This is a genomic window from Paenibacillus sp. Y5S-9 (assembly GCF_036894235.1).
Classification (GTDB): domain Bacteria; phylum Bacillota; class Bacilli; order Paenibacillales; family Paenibacillaceae; genus Paenibacillus.
Genome location: NZ_CP145887.1, coordinates 2,108,913 through 2,124,276, shown reverse-complemented (window position 1 = coordinate 2,124,276; position 15,364 = coordinate 2,108,913). Strand labels below are relative to the sequence as shown.

The window sequence follows — 15,364 nt, the reverse complement described above, 5'->3', positions numbered from 1 at the left end:
TAAATTGATGTTTGCTGTCGAAAACGAAAAAGCGCCTATTATATCTGAACAGGGCTTCCCCTGAATTTCTCCTGTACTTGAATCTTCAAAGCAAGAACACTTTAGAATAATTCTAAACTGATTCTCAATGATAATCAAGTCATTTCCTAAGAACCTTTGTCTCTTGCATGAAACCTTATTCTTTCTGATTCTATAGTAAAAGACAAATTGAATCAAATCAGAAAACATCTTACGCACAAATGCACAGTGAGAAAAATCACAGCAATTCAAGCTTTTATGTCATCTGCTATACACTAATCTAAAAAAAGGACTCATCCATATTATGGACAAGTCCCTCCGTTAAATAACGTTACCATTTACAATTTGAGCATCTCGTTAATCTTCTGTACCTGTTCGTCAAAATCCGCAACGTCCACCACCGGCGTCATTTCGCGCGGCACCGGACCATTCGGAATAGAAATCCATGAACGACAACCGTTATATTCAGGCAGTATGGGGATTTCCATCGGTTCTTTCAAAAGGTACACACGTAAAATCAATACATGGAGCGGATCTTTCCGTTTCCATTTCAAACGGTCCTCGGCAAAATCCGCTGTCCACATATGAAAGTCAAGAAGTCGATCCAGCATCTCCTGATCTCGTATCTCCAGATCCTGCGTTACTTCGGCATATGCAGTAATACGGATTGTCGAAGCTTCGGGCACCCATTCGGCCAGTGATTCTTCAACATAGGATTGATCCGAGGACTTAATCAGTTCTTTACGCTGATGTTCATAAGTCGGATACAGATAAAACGCTGGACTTTTCAGCTCAAAATGTCGGGTTTCCTCTACAATGCCACCTTTGCGCATCACCATTATTTGGCGACCCGATTCCAGTGCTTTGATTGCAGAAGCCCATTCTTTTAAAGCCGGTATCGTTGATTCTAACATAAGCGGTTCCCTCCCCTATCGTTCTTGTCAGCAGTATAGACGCTCAGGGCATTTCTGACAACAAATCGGGGAGCAGAAGGCTTACGTAAGAAACATGCTAGTTTCAGATTAAATTGGGGCTGTATTAACCCAGGAAAGAGCGAAGCATCCACATGTGTTTCTCAAGGTCAGCCTTGAAGCCTGTCAGCATATCGGATGTTGGTTGATCTTCAGCTGCATCTGCAACTTCGATACCTTCCTGATATTCATTCGAAAGTGTAGCGAAGTCCTCGATCAGGTTTTGCACCATTGTCTTCGCGTCTTCGCCACCTGCTGCTTCCTGGATAGAGGAAAGCTCCAGATACTCTTTCATTGTAGCGGCTGGGCTACCTTTCAGCGTGAGGATACGCTCTGCGATTTCATCCATTTGCACTGTAACTTCGTTGTAGAACTCTTCGAATTTCACATGCAACGTGAAGAAGTTAGGTCCTTTAACGTACCAGTGATAGTTATGAATTTTGACATACAATACGTTCAGGTTAGCTACCTGACGATTAAGTACTTGTTCCACCGATTTTGCTTGATCTGTTTTGTTTTTTGTAGCCATATTAATCCCATCCTTTATTTAAAATTAGTCTGTCATGCCATGATAAGCAGGTTGTTCCGCAATGCATAACAGAGAGTTAATAATGTGTCACCGCATGTAGCGGAGAGGCTTGCTAACGGTGTTTCTCTCAACCGTCCGGCCTATTTGTTTTTACCCTGGAACAGGAAGTTCGAATCAGGATCGACTTGGCTTGTCTCAAAAAAAAGTTCAAAAACCGCGTTATTTCCGATATACTGACATATACCAAGCAAAGAAGTGGGTTTTCCTGTTTCTTCATATATATGGAGGTGGCACCTTTGTCCCAATATCACCCGTTTACCCCCCAGGATGCAATTGAACTGGCCAAAACATTACCGGGTCCATTTGCGGCAGATGCGAATCTGGATTGTCACGAGATCGGCGACGGCAATCTGAATTTGGTTTTCCACATCACGGATCAGAACTCCGATAAAAGTATCATTATCAAACAGGCGCTTCCTTATGCGAAAGTGGTTGGAGAATCATGGCCGCTCTCTCTGGTACGTGCCCGCATTGAACGTGAAATTCTGCAGGAAGAGTATCGTCTGTGTCCAGGGATGGTACCCGAAGTGTATCATTACGATGATGACCTTGCGTTAACGGTTATGGAAGATCTGAGTGATCATATGATCATGCGCAAAGGCCTGATCGAAGGTGTTTCCTATCCTCTTTTTGCACAGCATATCGGGGAATTCATGGCAAGAACGCTGTTTTTCACATCCGACTTGGGCATGGATCAGCAATTGAAGAAGGAACAACAGGGCAGATTCATTAATCCGGATCAATGCAAAATAACGGAGGATCTGATCTTTGATGAACCCTACCGGATCGCCGAGAAAAATAATTATGATGCTTCCATTGAAGACGAGGCTGAAGCCCTTCGCACGGATGAAGAGCTTCACCTTGAAGTGGCCTTGCTACGGGAAAAATTCCTGACACATGGACAGGCACTGCTTCATGGAGATCTGCATACAGGCAGCATTTTTGTTACACCTGAATCAACCAAAGTCATCGATCCCGAATTTGCATATTACGGCCCCATGGGATTTGATGTCGGTGCAGTCCTTGCGAACCTGCTCTTGAATTACGCATCCCTGCCAGGATGGATTCAGGATGAGACTGCTTTGCGTGAGCGTGAGACGCTTTTGCTGAATATGGTTCGTGATGTATGGACTGAATTCGAATCTCGTTTCCGTGCCCTCTGGGTTAATGACCTCGTTGATCCGATGGCAAAAACGCCAGGGTATCAGGATCTGTATGTGCAACAATTGTTCAGAGATTCCATTGGCTTCGCAGGTGCCAAAATGGTTCGTCGTATCGTGGGACTCGCTCACGTGGCGGATATAGATACTATTCCAAATGCGACTGAACGTGAACATGCTCAGCGTAAAGCGTTGTCCATTGGTAAAGCATTGATCAAGAACAATCGTCGCTTGAATACCATCGGCGAAGTACTGGATATTGTATCCACAGCTGTTACTACTACTAAGGCTTAACATAAGGAACGGAGGAACCACCCATGACAACCCCTGAATATCAGCCTCTGTCCTCTCTCATCTGGAAAAAGGACAAGCTTGAAATGCTTGACCAGCGTCTGCTGCCCGAGACCATCCTCATGCTGAAATTGTACACACCCGAGGAAGTATGGGAATCCATTCACTCCATGAAAGTACGCGGTGCTCCGGCGATTGGTATTGCTGCTGCATTTGGTGTTGTATTGGGAGCCAAATCATATGACGGAACAACCGTTCAAGGTTGGTTGGACCACGTGAAATCCATATGTGCTCATCTGGCTACTTCCCGACCAACAGCGGTGAACCTTTTCTGGGCACTGGATCGCATGATGCAAAAAGCAAATGAGGTCGTTGAATCCGGCCTGAGCCTGGAAGAGGGCAATGATGCTCTTGAAGTAGAAGCTCTGTTGATTCAGAAGGAAGACGAAGAAGTATGCCGCATGATCGGCGAGAATGCACTGCCTTTATTCGAAGATGGTATGGGTGTGCTCACTCACTGCAACGCAGGCGGACTGGCTACGGCGAAATACGGTACGGCAACTGCTCCAATGTATCTCGCACAGGAACGTGGCATTCACCTGAAAGTATTTGCAGACGAAACTCGTCCTGTACTTCAGGGTGCACGCCTGACTGCATTTGAGTTACAGCAAGCCGGCATTGACGTTACGCTGCTCTGTGATAACATGGCAGGCATGGTGATGTCCAAAGGCTGGATTCAAGCCGTTATCGTCGGAACTGATCGTGTTGCAGCGAACGGTGACGTAGCTAACAAAATCGGAACCTACAGCGTGGCCGTGCTTGCCAAGGCTCACAATATTCCGTTCTATGTAGCGAGCCCATTGTCGACTATCGACTTATCTACTCCATCCGGCGACCTGATTCCAATTGAGGAACGTGCTGCGGAGGAAGTAACCGAAGGATTTGGCAAACGCACAGCACCTCAAGGTGTTAAAGTATACAATCCAGCATTTGACGTAACGCCTAACGAGTATGTAACAGCTATCATCACAGAAAAAGGTGTTGTTCGCGCACCTTTCCAAGAAAACCTGGCTGCCTTGTTCGCGAAGGAAGAAGCTTAATTTAATAAGAGTATTTAAGAAAAAGTTCGTGTATAGAGCTCGTGGCTACTGATGTGCCCGGCTCTGTATTAGAACGCTAAGACGCTAAAGAAGGGCTTCCCATATGGGGAGCCCTTTTGTTAGTGCTTAGATCATTTTCAACAAAGCCTCTACACCCGTCATGCCAACTGTAATGCCCATGGCCTCGGCTTCTGTTGTCACCGACTCCATAGGTGCATGCAACAATTGCTCCAGTGTACGCACACCAACCGCCCGAGCTGCAATAATTTTGCGATCCCCGAGCTTCTCATTAAGTAATCCCACGTCGAGTGCTCCGCACATGATATTATTCCTCAAAAAACCTTGGTACATCAACGTTTTCAGGCTCTGAATAGGCTCAGCGTAACAAAAGCGTCACAGAAATACGATTTCCTCTAAAGTGTTTGTTACTTCTTGTTGCATGCTTGGTATCACATGACTGTACGTGTCCAGGGTAACTGAAATCTTACTATGTCCTAATCGTTCGGAAATCACCTTAACATTGATATCCTTAGACAACAGTAAGGTTGCATGTGTATGTCGCAAATCATGAAATCTTATATGTGGAAGATCTGCTCTTTTAACATCTTTAGGATAGATTTTCATCATATTACTCGGAAAAACAGTACCGCCATTTTTCAAATTGAATATAACCAAATCGAGATCAAGAAACTCTCTGCCCAGTTTACTTTTCAAAGCATCATACTTTTCTTGTTGTGTTTTTAGGACTTCAACCAATTGATTCGGAATAGATATTCTACGAACTCCTGCATAAGTTTTAGCTCCTGACTTTAGAGTTTTTCCATAATTCGATAAAGTTTGATTAACGTATAAAACCTTGTTGTCATAATCAATGTCTTTCCATCTGAGTCCTAGAATCTCTCCTTGTCTCATGCCAGTCAAAAGCGCCAATGCATAAACACAAAAGTATCTTCGGTCCTTATTTGCTTCAAGGAATTGATTTACCTGATCTATTGACCAAATGTTAACTTCATTCTTAGTTTTTTTGGGTAAGGTAGACTTCCTCATCGGATTTGATTTGCATAAACCATACTCAATGGCTTTATCCAGCACTCGTTTAATCAACGTTGTTATTCTTTCAATTGTATTTCTCGCGAACCCTTTAGAATGTAAATTAGTAACAAATTGCTGACAAGTCTTCATATCAAGTTTTTGTAACTTAACATTTCCAATTGAATCCTTGATGTGATTCTTATAATATAGACGGTCATTGTAAAATGTTACTTCACTACACTCCAACTTTCGGATATTTTCTAGCCAATAAAGCGCAAAGCTACCTAATGTAGAGCTATCATTCTTCACAAAATCACCGTTCTCGATTTCTTGTTGTAATTTTGACATGATCAGATCAGCTTCACGCTTTGAATCAAATCCTTCTCGCTTAATTTGCCTTCTTTTCCCTGTGGGTTCATAGTAATCAAAGACGAAATACCACTTCTTTGTGTCCTTGTTTTTCTTTACAGATGCCATTCCGATTCCTCCTATTTTCTTATTGTGACGTTATAAGAAAATGGAGCCGAGCAAGTGACTGTTACTTAACTTTATCACATTACTGGCTCCATTTTCAGTTAATTGACTTTTGCTGTTTTAATCCATTCTTCTAGGACTTGGCTAGGAACGTACGATCGCTTACCAATTTGAATTGGATTCAATTTTCCCATTACTTCTCTAGCCGCATTTCTCCCTAATTTCAGTCGCAACATAATGTCCTTTGTACATAACAATTCTTTTTCATTAGGTGTCTTCACACTCATCACCTCGTTAACTCCTATGTATGTATTAACTTGTCTTATTACTGTTTAAATTTTTATGTATATATTCAAATGTAGCTATTAAGATCGTTTTAAAAATCTAATCTAACTTCGTATCTTCTATCTACTTTAACTATGTACTATTTGTTGGTCTTGCTTTAAAATAATCGCCATTCTCTCATAAGTGAAATTTCTACTGATAGTTATTGTTCCACCATGTGGATGCTCTGTAGTTATTGAAAAAGATCCCGTATAGCTTAAATCTTCAGGGTTTTCATATTCTTCTATTGTTGTTCTTCCTAGAGTAACATCTTCCGATTGGAGCAAATAAAGAGCGTTGCCTACCTGATGAAATCTTCCTGTGTCAGACTTGGCGTAGGGTAAGCCTATATGTTTAAATGCCGCGCCCTTAGAATCAAATCGTCGAAAAGTTTGCTGTTTCGTTGGATCAGTAGTATTTACTACAGTAAATAGATAGTGAGGAAAGCTAGTTGCTTTAGCGCAATTCTTTGCATTTGTTAATACTTGTATATTGTCTAAGCTATATCCCTCTTTTTCATTAATCCTGTCTATAGTTGGCCTGAAAGAATGCTTAAAATCATTTTTCATGTATTCTTCTGTGACTTCTTTCCAAGACAACCAGAACTCTTTCTTCTTATCTAGAATAGCTAAAAAAGTCTCCTCTTCATCCTTCCAACTACATTCAACATACTTGTACATACCAGAGTTATATTTACAATTGGTTATCCGACTGTAAATACTGCCATGGAGGAGAAATGCACTGAATTTCTCGTTATATGTTATTGTGCCTTCCTCAAAACATTTTTCAGCGAATGCTAGTGCTCGTAACTTATAGTCAACAAAATTTTGATCACCAAACGTAGCTATCCATTCTTCTAATACTACATCTTCAATGAGACGTTTTGCCAAATATACTCTCTTCCTTTCTTCGTGAATTATCAAATTTATCAATTCCTCGTTATTGCCGATATAACTATTAGGAGGGATTAATAAATGAAAAACAAAATGTTTGTTGTGAGAACCAGCGAACTACCAGAAGAAATGCAAAATTGGGACTGGAAAGAATTAGTATATCCTGAATTTCAAACTTATCCTGAAGTCCCATGCGTCTTAGTAATTGCGGATGTCACATATGGAGTAGTTGTTCCACATCAGGTTTCGATGACTTCAAATCTTCGTAATTTCTTTAAATCGTTTTTGACTACCGTAGGTGTGAGTGCTCATAATACAGGTAGAGTTGTGTTTTATGTAGAAGAGAATAACGACAATAAGAGAAAAGAAATGAAAAAGGCTCTACAAGATTTTTTAAATATACACATGGTTCTATAGTTTCATTAAAGTATAAGGGATTTATCCTCTTATACTTTTTTACTTTAATCAAATCTTCATTTCGAACAAACTTTTATAACAATGAAGTCCACTTGCCACTACTGTCCACACCCCTTGAATTCAATATCTTAAAGGTTAGAATATAGGATCAGGCTATTTTCTCGCCCAACCCCTATTGATTACATATTGATTGAGCTATCCCCTTCCTCAATGGTAGTGTCACTTCCCAAATGGGTTTGAACGATTGATCCTTGGATAGCAATCAATTTACCATTCAAGTAAACCTTGGCATCATTCCCTGTTTTAATTTGTCCCTGACCACTTCCACTCGCACCAGGACTAATTGAAATGATGCTTCCACCTCTTTGTGGCGATGGTGATGGATCAGCAACCCATTGTTCAGTGGTAGAGTCTCCTACGCATGCAACCGAGACACCATTAACCGTAAACTTGTTATTGTTGGATGCTAAAGTGCCCGTAACCTTTGCTCCCGTCGTATGTGTCGTTGTGTCATAAACGGTACTATAACCTGTACAGTTTCCAAATTGATCCCAAGATGAGCATTCAGATCCAGATGGATATCTTTCAACATATGAGACATGTCCACTCTTAGTTGAATCCTGTGTCGTTGATCCTTGTAATGCTATTCTTGCGATAATAATCTTCCTTTCTTACATCATGTATATTTTAAGATACCTCTGTTCAGTTGAGTTATAGTCAGCGTAATCTATTGCTTGCTTTTTAGAACTGTCTTTGATTTTTGCATCTGCTTTCAAATTTGTCATTTCCCCAAAATAGAAATCATTCTTAGTAATTACGGTCAACATTAGCGCCGTTTTTCCGTCATCACGTTGAACATTAACATCGAGGGCATTTCTCTTAATTGCTTTGTAAGCTTCGTAATTATTCTCTTCAATAACGTACATTAGCAGTGTATTACCACCATTAGATAAGTCTTGGGCGTTTACATCAAGTGTTCCATTATTCAATGCTGTACGGATCTTCTCAGCATCTAATTTATTATCAGTTGAGTAAATCTCTTTCAAATCCTTCACCTTTTTGCTTGCGGTTGTATTTGTGTTATTGATGCTTGGAGTAGTAACGACTGTTCCAGATTGAACACCCGTAGGACCAGTGTTTGTTGTGCTGTTAGCCGTAACACCCTCTTTTAAAGAAACCTGAGAACTTGTAACAGATTCTACAGAGTAGCCCATAGCGTTTGCTGTGTCTCTCACTGGAAGGTAGAGTCTTCCTCCAATATTCATTGGACTTTCAGATAGTTTTGCTTGAGTGCCATCTACAACAATTTTAACATTGCTTTGAGTTGCTTTAAGATATGTAGCTGCCCCCACCGCTGTTCCTGCTGTAACTGCAACTCCAACAACTGCTCCAAATAGAAATGTTGGTAGTTTCTTAAACATCTTTTTCATCTTATGTACCTCCAATTTAATATGGGATATACCTAGTAAAATCTAGATACAGTATATCCCATATATCGGTCACACGAATGATTTTATTACTTTACTACTTCACTCTTACTCCGTTGATGTAAACCTCTTTACCAATATTAAGGTTTGGCTCCTTAGTCTCTTCTGGTTCATGTGTGATCAGGCTTATGTAACTATTTAACATGTCAGGCTCAGTGTATTCTTTAATTTGTTCATAGATGTAGTTATCTAGCATCTTTGTAAGATTGTACTCCATGACAAAATTCATAAGGATATCACTTTCGTTCATGGTCGTTTCGTACAAGTCTCTCGTTTCAATTAGTTCCGTCATTAATGCTTTTTCTAGCTCATAGTTTTTACTCATATGTATCTTCCTCTTTATTGATTAGTTTGTGTGAAAATTGAATGCTTTACCATGGAATTCAAACGTACCATCTGCTGTAATCTCAATATAACCATTCGTGTTACCGATCTTCATTGGCCCTCCATCAGCCATTGCTGTTAGCTCCTTGGCTGTGAATACCATTTTTGCATCTTGAGAATCTAGATAGACACCGCTATCTTTAAAGTCAACACTGCGCTCTTTTCCAGTATTGCTTGCTTTATAAAGTTGCTTATAACCACCGTTGTACTTCGTGTTTACCATCTTAGCCCGATTATCTGCCCCACCATCACCAGTACCGATAACATCAGTAGGTTGAGCGGCATCTCCTGAACCATCAAAACTAATCTCTCGCTTAATCTTCTCATTCTTCAACTTATATGCATAAGCAACGATACCCGTATCTTCTGTAGTCAGAATGCGCTTTTCACTATCTTGCCAGAACAATAAACGATCACGGGAATCTTTAGCCTGTTCTTTTGATTGGACTTGAGCAGTAATCCATCGTTGATAATTGTCTTGGATGTCAATGTAGTCAATGAACTGCCCTACATCTGCATCTTTACCAATAGTTTTCAGTCTGTTAACGGTTAGGTTGTTGACATAGCCATCATCAGCAAGGATAGTGTTTACTTCTAGCATCTCAGCCATCAGTTTACCAACATTGATAATATCCAACTTGTCCATATCGAGATATCCAGCATCAGTATCAAATAAAATTTCGCCGGCTTTACCAATGAATTTTGCTTTATGGGCTACCAAATTCCCGAAAAGGTCTACGCTAAAGGGTGCATCATGAAAATTTTCAGCCCCAGCCCACATCCCAATGCGGGGAAAAATCTTGAACACTCCTGTACCATCGCGTAAGGTAAGAGATGATCCTTCGATCTGTGCATGTGCCACAATCATTTTTTTAATGTTCTCGGTGTTGTCATAGACTCCTCTATCACCCGGATACCACTGGAATGGTTTTTCTTCAATTTTCTCATCAAGAATCTTTCGAATGCCCTGTTTGGCTAGAACGTACAGTTCCAAGTTTCCACCAATTTTCTCACTGCTTGCATTAGCATATGTATTTCTGTAAGCTTCGAAAACATCATTTGCTGTTTCTGTTTGGTCAATGAAAAACTCATTATCATATTTACAGTTCACACCAGCATTGTAGTATGCGACCTTATCATGAGCCTTAATCTTCTTAATCTCAAATTCACTTCTTTGATCCAGCTCATATAACACAGGAGAACCATTTTCAAATTTTGCGACAACTGTCATATTTGCTATCTTGCCGCTATTAACTATTTCTTTTACACCCGGTCGTTTAAGATAGTAGCGCTCAAACCAATACTTTATGGTTTCCTTCAATGTATTAATGCTTCTGTCTTCCTTAGTCTTGAACTCATCGATGATGATTTTTGATAAATCTGCATCCCCCGAAGAAAAAATAATCATATCATCAATATGATGAATCTTCTCTCCTTTGTTATGTAGACGGTAGGAAATACCGTTCAATTTAGAAGAAATAGCCGTATCTGCACCCATATAAAGAAAATCTTTGTTAAACATAACCTGACAATAACTCAATTAAACAACTCCCTTTTTAGTATTTATGAATTTAGTGAACTTGTTTCGATATATCTCATATATTTCGTAGGCTTCTGGTGTTTGAGCAAGACATTCCATCTCAAGGAACATTTTCGCAATGTGAATAACAACGTCTTCGTTTTCTCCCTCAGTAGAAATGTAGGCATTCTCTAGAGCAAGATCATTGTAATCTTTAATGAATGCGCGCTTGTCTTTCATAGAAAGCCTATCTCCAACTTCATTTGATTCGAGTATGATAAAATTCCCGTATTCGTCTCTCTCAGCATGTAGCATAGTAAGACTCTCGATTTCCTTATTCCATTTGTCATTCAATGGAGATAGTATCTCGTTTAAAAATCGGTTCTTCATTCTTTCACCTTGAGTATTCATCTTAAGGTTGAGGATATATTTCCCCAACCATGGTATATGATAATTAGGTATTTTCAAAAAAAATCTCCTTACATTTATGACTTAAAACTCGACCAAAAGCGCTTTTACTTCATTACCTTTACATACATAATTTCCTTCCACATACATATCAAAATCATTTTCAATGGACATCAACATTCCGTCGATGTGCTCTCTTCCATAATCGCTTGTTCTACTTACAATGCCTCTGCCATCTTTCAGTATGATTTTCACTTTCATATTCACAAATCTCCAATTCATTATGTATTATTTTAGACTCTCACGATCTACGGTTATTCCCTCTTCTTCGTCCCTGCTGCCTAATGCTCTCCTTCATCCCTATTGTCCTTGCTAATTCTTCCTGGATCACTTCCAGCCTAACCGCTGCATCAACTTGTACCATCTATATCTAACCATCCACGTATCTCATCCCTCCCATTCAATTGTATTCATAGGCTCCAAGAGTCTGCCTTAGAATTCGTTAACCTTATGCAGTCAGTTTAATTCAGAGAATTAAAAACGTAAACGTGACTCCCTAAAAAAACTTATAATACAATATACGTATCCTTACATTCATTACTCACCTCCTTTCAATAAACATTAAAATCTGTCAACTAAATGAGCATCTAAAAGCACCACATAGAGTTAACTATTCTTTAGTCTAATGATACAGGGTGCTTTATAACGACAATTTAGTTGACAAGCAATACTAATACTATTAATGATAGTAATCATCTATTTTGTATCTTCAAAACATTGGATACATATTGTCTCGAACAGCTCACTAACTCAGCAATCTTAGAGTTAGATAAACTTGTATCAGTTTGCTTCAACTTTCTAATTATTGAAGCCTTATCGTCTTTTTCTTCTTCCAAATCGAATACCTGATGATACACAGAACCTTTAATATGTAATGGAATATTTAATCTTCTTCTCACTTCTTTGTTAACTCTTGCTTTCAAATATCCTGCTTTAACTAATATTACAGGCATATATGCTGCCATTTTCCTCAGTAAAAATGTATGCAACCAGCGTTGAAATCCATCATCATAATCATCTACTTCTAGTAAATCCAGTTCTGACTTCATATTCGATTTAAACTTGAAATTGTCTTTGTACATTTGCTTGTAATCAATATTCTCACTTCTTAGAAGTTCAACTATCTCTGAGTTACATGTCCAGCCCTGAACCCCTATTTTCTTGCTAACCAATTTGTATATTAAGTTAGAAAGTCTCTGATTTATCTCAGCAATGTCTTCCTCTACACGTTCAGGGAATACACGATTCGTTTCCTCCACTCCACATAGACCAAGAAGCTGTTCCCTTTTAAAACTCGAAATCGTCAAATGGTTAGAATAAAAAAACTTACTCATCTCTTCAGCAAGCATAAGTCGCTCTGTATCCATACTCACGATCTCGTAATATCTAGCTAAATTTCTAAATGTCTCTCCATTTCTAAATGAACTCTTTTGGTACTCCTTTACTTTCTTTTGCATCTCATCAGGCAGCTCATCTATACCAATTGTGTTAAGCAGATACATGAAGATCATAATAATCACTTTAGTATTGGCCTTATTAATGTTCTGTGCGCTTGAGTCGTCATTTAATACTTCTTCAATCACTTTTCGAATTGGCGCAAACACTATTGCATTGGTATTCTTGACCTCTAGACTTTTCATTGTCGAAAGCTGGGGTAACTTTCTCCTCGCAACTTCGTGTATCTGAATCAGAAGACTGAGTGTACCCTTTGTTCGTAAAAACTTACTCAAAAATGGGTAGTTGTTATGTAAATCTACGTCATACCTAAACCGTTCAAGAAATTCGATATTAAAATCAATCAACTGTTCCTGATCCATTTGCCATTCTGTTTTGACCTCAGCTATGTTGTATAGTTGCTTTAAATAATCAAATGCTTTATGTATAGGTAATCTTGTCATTCGTTCTATTACTTGCACGATATCATAATGGACACCACATCTACTCGAATGGCATTTGTAAAACCACTTGTCTTCATACTTGTAGATGTTTCCACTGCTTGAATTACTACTATTGTGAAAGATACAAAGAAAACGATCAGATTCTATTCCTAATAATTGTTTTAAATTCCGTCTTTTTAAAAATTGTCTGATATCATTGCGATCAATGTAACAAAGCTCAGGCTGGTTATCTACACCTAACCTACTCTTTAATTCTGGTAAACCCTCAAACCCACGGCTTATCAATGAGATGTTCCCCATGTCCATGTTCGAGTAGTCTATGCCTATTCTAGCTGGAAGTCCCCTCTTAGAAGGAAGTAACTTATTATTGTATGTAAGTGCTTTGTTTCGATTGACACATAACTGCGAGTCCATTTTAATGGTTACTTTTTCAATGATTTCTCTTAGACGTACATTAAGTTCTTCTGCATCATACCTAATGTTTCTTTTAAATGTTCCAAGCTTTATCGTGAATGGGTCATTCGGTTCTTTTAAATGCAGTGTATTGGGCACCCTTAATAATCTTGCTGGATTCTTGACTGCGGCATCAGCATTAAATATGTATATCAGTAATCCTTCTAGTGTTTCAAATTGATGTTTTTGAGCTCCAGTTTCAAGTAAATAATACACATGATAGCCATTCTTCGTTTCTACAACAGCACTAGGCGGAATCCCACATTCTCCCAACTCGATTATGCGCTCTTTGAATAACTTCTTGTAATCAATCCTTTGTTCGTTGTTTAAAGAGCTAAACCCTGCCTTAACTAACTCTTGCAAATCATTTCGTGTTCCTGTGAAGCCTGAGGCCACAATTTCATGTTCCAATTCATCTTTTATGTCTATATCTACAAAACACGTCCGAAAATCTGTTATCTCTTCATTTTTATAACCTCCACCGTTAGGTAGATAAAATATTCCATAACCTTGTTCATTCCATTCTTCGAATTCTTTAATAGCTTCTTTGCTATAATATTTCATTTTACTCTTGTACACTTTACTATGTTTTTTTCCTTCTAATATGTACTCAAAATTAATCTTCCCACTACCGAATCCGGTTTCAAAGAACTCCCTGGTATTATCAATATTCAAAAAGATATACTTCTCCTTCCTATGTTTGATTGGTTAAAAGATATTCAATTATCAAAGAGCAATTATTAGTAACAGTTACTCAACATCCTTAAAAAACGGATCTTCTTTGAATCCTAGAACATGACCTGGAGGCAGTAACTTGTGCTTATACAGTAATTCTTCTAATTCCAAGGTAAAACTATTTTCTGATGGGATACCAAATGCAAGCCGATTTTTATTTTCGAATATGTAAAGTAGTGTTTCAATTGCTTTCACTTCGGCTGAATTATCTTCGACTGTTATTCCATTGTTTGTATTTTCATAATATATATCCTTTTCAAGAAAATCGCACAAAGAACTTACCAAGTTAAAATGGCTTGTTAGAGTAAATTCACTGGTCATTGACTCGTTATAAAGAACGCCTCGTAACCGTAAGATTAGTTTCTGTATCGCCAGTTCTTCATGCATGGCTCGAATAACTTGCTCATGTGGGTCGAACATTTCAAAAACTTCATGTTTGATACCTTCTTCATCAATAATTTGGATAGGAACTTGTACAGAATCTCTTTTTGAAAGTCTGTTGAGATAGTTGATTTCTATCTCGATTTTCTCCACTTCCGATAGTTCCTTTTGAAAATAAACTTCATCAATCCCGAACATTTTTGATAGAGCCTCAAGTTTTGACTGTGGAATTGGTCTTTTTTTACTTAACCACCCCATTATTGTCGGAGAAGCAATACCTAGTTTCTCGGCTAATTTTTTGTACGTACCATTGTATACTTTCACTATAAATTCAAGACCAATCATTTCTCCCCCGCCTTTGGCTAATCAGTTAGGCAAATCTCTTAAATACAATATAACAAATGCCTAATCGATTAGTCAACACTTTTTTGAAACTTCTTTATATTCCATTTTATAGAGAATTACTGAACGCTTCGTTTTAATATTCAATGAGGAAACATTGTACATTTAGTTCTCTTTTCATTAACTCATCTATCCCATACAACTCTATGTTGTTACTGCTAATTCATAATGACCGGCAATTCCCGGAAAGCAATATCGTCAGCTGCATGGCACTATTCTCTAGCGGCAACAAGAATAGATTATTATAATTGGACGATAATAAATTCAGGTAGTAATTGATCTTATTAAGGTGGTCATTATGAGATATAAGAAAAGGTATGAATATAAGATTATTTCACGTTATCCAGACGAAAACCTAGCAGTTCCAG

At 38.6% G+C, this 15,364-nt stretch carries 15 protein-coding genes and 1 pseudogene; 3 read left to right on the top strand and 13 right to left on the bottom strand.

Annotated features, from left to right (window positions below):
• Nucleotides 1-356: 356 nt before the first annotated feature.
• Both V6669_RS09545 and V6669_RS09540 read right to left on the bottom strand, forming a co-directional pair.
• Nucleotides 357-932, bottom strand: coding sequence for a DUF1802 family protein (locus V6669_RS09545; protein WP_338593250.1), 576 nt, complete (start codon nt 930-932; stop codon nt 357-359).
• A gap of 124 nt (nt 933-1,056) precedes the next feature.
• A complete protein-coding gene (locus V6669_RS09540; RefSeq protein ID WP_017689542.1) occupies nt 1,057-1,518 on the bottom strand; it encodes a Dps family protein in 462 nt (153 codons plus the stop codon).
• 296 nt (nt 1,519-1,814) lie between these two features.
• Between V6669_RS09540 and mtnK the strand changes: the two genes are divergently transcribed.
• Both mtnK and mtnA read left to right on the top strand, forming a co-directional pair.
• Nucleotides 1,815-3,032 (top strand): S-methyl-5-thioribose kinase, encoded by a 1,218-nt coding sequence (mtnK, locus tag V6669_RS09535; RefSeq protein ID WP_338593248.1) that lies wholly within the window; start codon nt 1,815-1,817, stop codon nt 3,030-3,032.
• Between the two features lie 23 nt (nt 3,033-3,055).
• On the top strand, nt 3,056-4,129 hold the full coding sequence (mtnA, locus tag V6669_RS09530; RefSeq protein WP_338593246.1) for an S-methyl-5-thioribose-1-phosphate isomerase: 1,074 nt from the start codon (nt 3,056-3,058) through the stop codon (nt 4,127-4,129).
• 126 nt (nt 4,130-4,255) lie between these two features.
• Here the strand turns inward: mtnA and V6669_RS09525 are convergent.
• From V6669_RS09525 to V6669_RS09510, 4 genes and pseudogenes are all read right to left on the bottom strand, one after another.
• A pseudogene (locus tag V6669_RS09525) lies at nt 4,256-4,453 on the bottom strand (YunC family protein); the annotation flags it as partial.
• 69 nt (nt 4,454-4,522) lie between these two features.
• Nucleotides 4,523-5,638, bottom strand: a complete 1,116-nt coding sequence (locus V6669_RS09520) for a tyrosine-type recombinase/integrase (protein ID WP_338593244.1) — start codon at nt 5,636-5,638, stop codon at nt 4,523-4,525.
• 98 nt (nt 5,639-5,736) lie between these two features.
• Nucleotides 5,737-5,922 carry a hypothetical protein gene (locus tag V6669_RS09515; protein WP_338593242.1) on the bottom strand — a complete coding sequence of 62 codons (186 nt, stop codon included), beginning with the start codon at nt 5,920-5,922 and terminating at the stop codon, nt 5,737-5,739.
• A 126-nt stretch (nt 5,923-6,048) separates the two neighbouring features.
• Nucleotides 6,049-6,849: a hypothetical protein gene (locus V6669_RS09510; protein WP_338593240.1), complete on the bottom strand. Its 801-nt coding sequence runs from the start codon at nt 6,847-6,849 to the stop codon at nt 6,049-6,051.
• 84 nt (nt 6,850-6,933) lie between these two features.
• Here V6669_RS09510 and V6669_RS09505 point away from each other — a divergent pair, with 84 nt between their 5' ends.
• Nucleotides 6,934-7,269: a hypothetical protein gene (locus V6669_RS09505; protein ID WP_338593236.1), complete on the top strand. Its 336-nt coding sequence runs from the start codon at nt 6,934-6,936 to the stop codon at nt 7,267-7,269.
• A gap of 671 nt (nt 7,270-7,940) precedes the next feature.
• On the opposite strand, the gene V6669_RS09500 is transcribed toward V6669_RS09505, so the two are convergent.
• The 7 genes from V6669_RS09500 to V6669_RS09470 form a co-directional block, all read right to left on the bottom strand.
• A complete protein-coding gene (locus V6669_RS09500) occupies nt 7,941-8,699 on the bottom strand; it encodes a stalk domain-containing protein (protein ID WP_338593234.1) in 759 nt (252 codons plus the stop codon).
• Nucleotides 8,700-8,793: 94 nt separating this feature from the next.
• Nucleotides 8,794-9,081: a hypothetical protein gene (locus V6669_RS09495; RefSeq protein ID WP_338593232.1), complete on the bottom strand. Its 288-nt coding sequence runs from the start codon at nt 9,079-9,081 to the stop codon at nt 8,794-8,796.
• A gap of 21 nt (nt 9,082-9,102) precedes the next feature.
• Complete coding sequence (locus V6669_RS09490; protein ID WP_338593229.1) at nt 9,103-10,680, bottom strand: hypothetical protein; 1,578 nt, start codon at nt 10,678-10,680, stop codon at nt 9,103-9,105.
• The gene (locus V6669_RS09485; protein ID WP_338593227.1) at nt 10,681-11,127 is read right to left on the bottom strand and encodes a hypothetical protein; all 447 of its coding nucleotides are present in this window, start codon (nt 11,125-11,127) and stop codon (nt 10,681-10,683) included. It abuts the gene before it with no gap.
• A gap of 24 nt (nt 11,128-11,151) precedes the next feature.
• Nucleotides 11,152-11,328 (bottom strand): hypothetical protein, encoded by a 177-nt coding sequence (locus V6669_RS09480; protein ID WP_338593225.1) that lies wholly within the window; start codon nt 11,326-11,328, stop codon nt 11,152-11,154.
• A 491-nt stretch (nt 11,329-11,819) separates the two neighbouring features.
• Nucleotides 11,820-14,153 (bottom strand): hypothetical protein, encoded by a 2,334-nt coding sequence (locus V6669_RS09475; protein WP_338593223.1) that lies wholly within the window; start codon nt 14,151-14,153, stop codon nt 11,820-11,822.
• Nucleotides 14,154-14,228: 75 nt separating this feature from the next.
• Nucleotides 14,229-14,939, bottom strand: coding sequence for a helix-turn-helix transcriptional regulator (locus V6669_RS09470; RefSeq protein WP_338593220.1), 711 nt, complete (start codon nt 14,937-14,939; stop codon nt 14,229-14,231).
• Between the last annotated feature and the right edge of the window lie 425 nt (nt 14,940-15,364).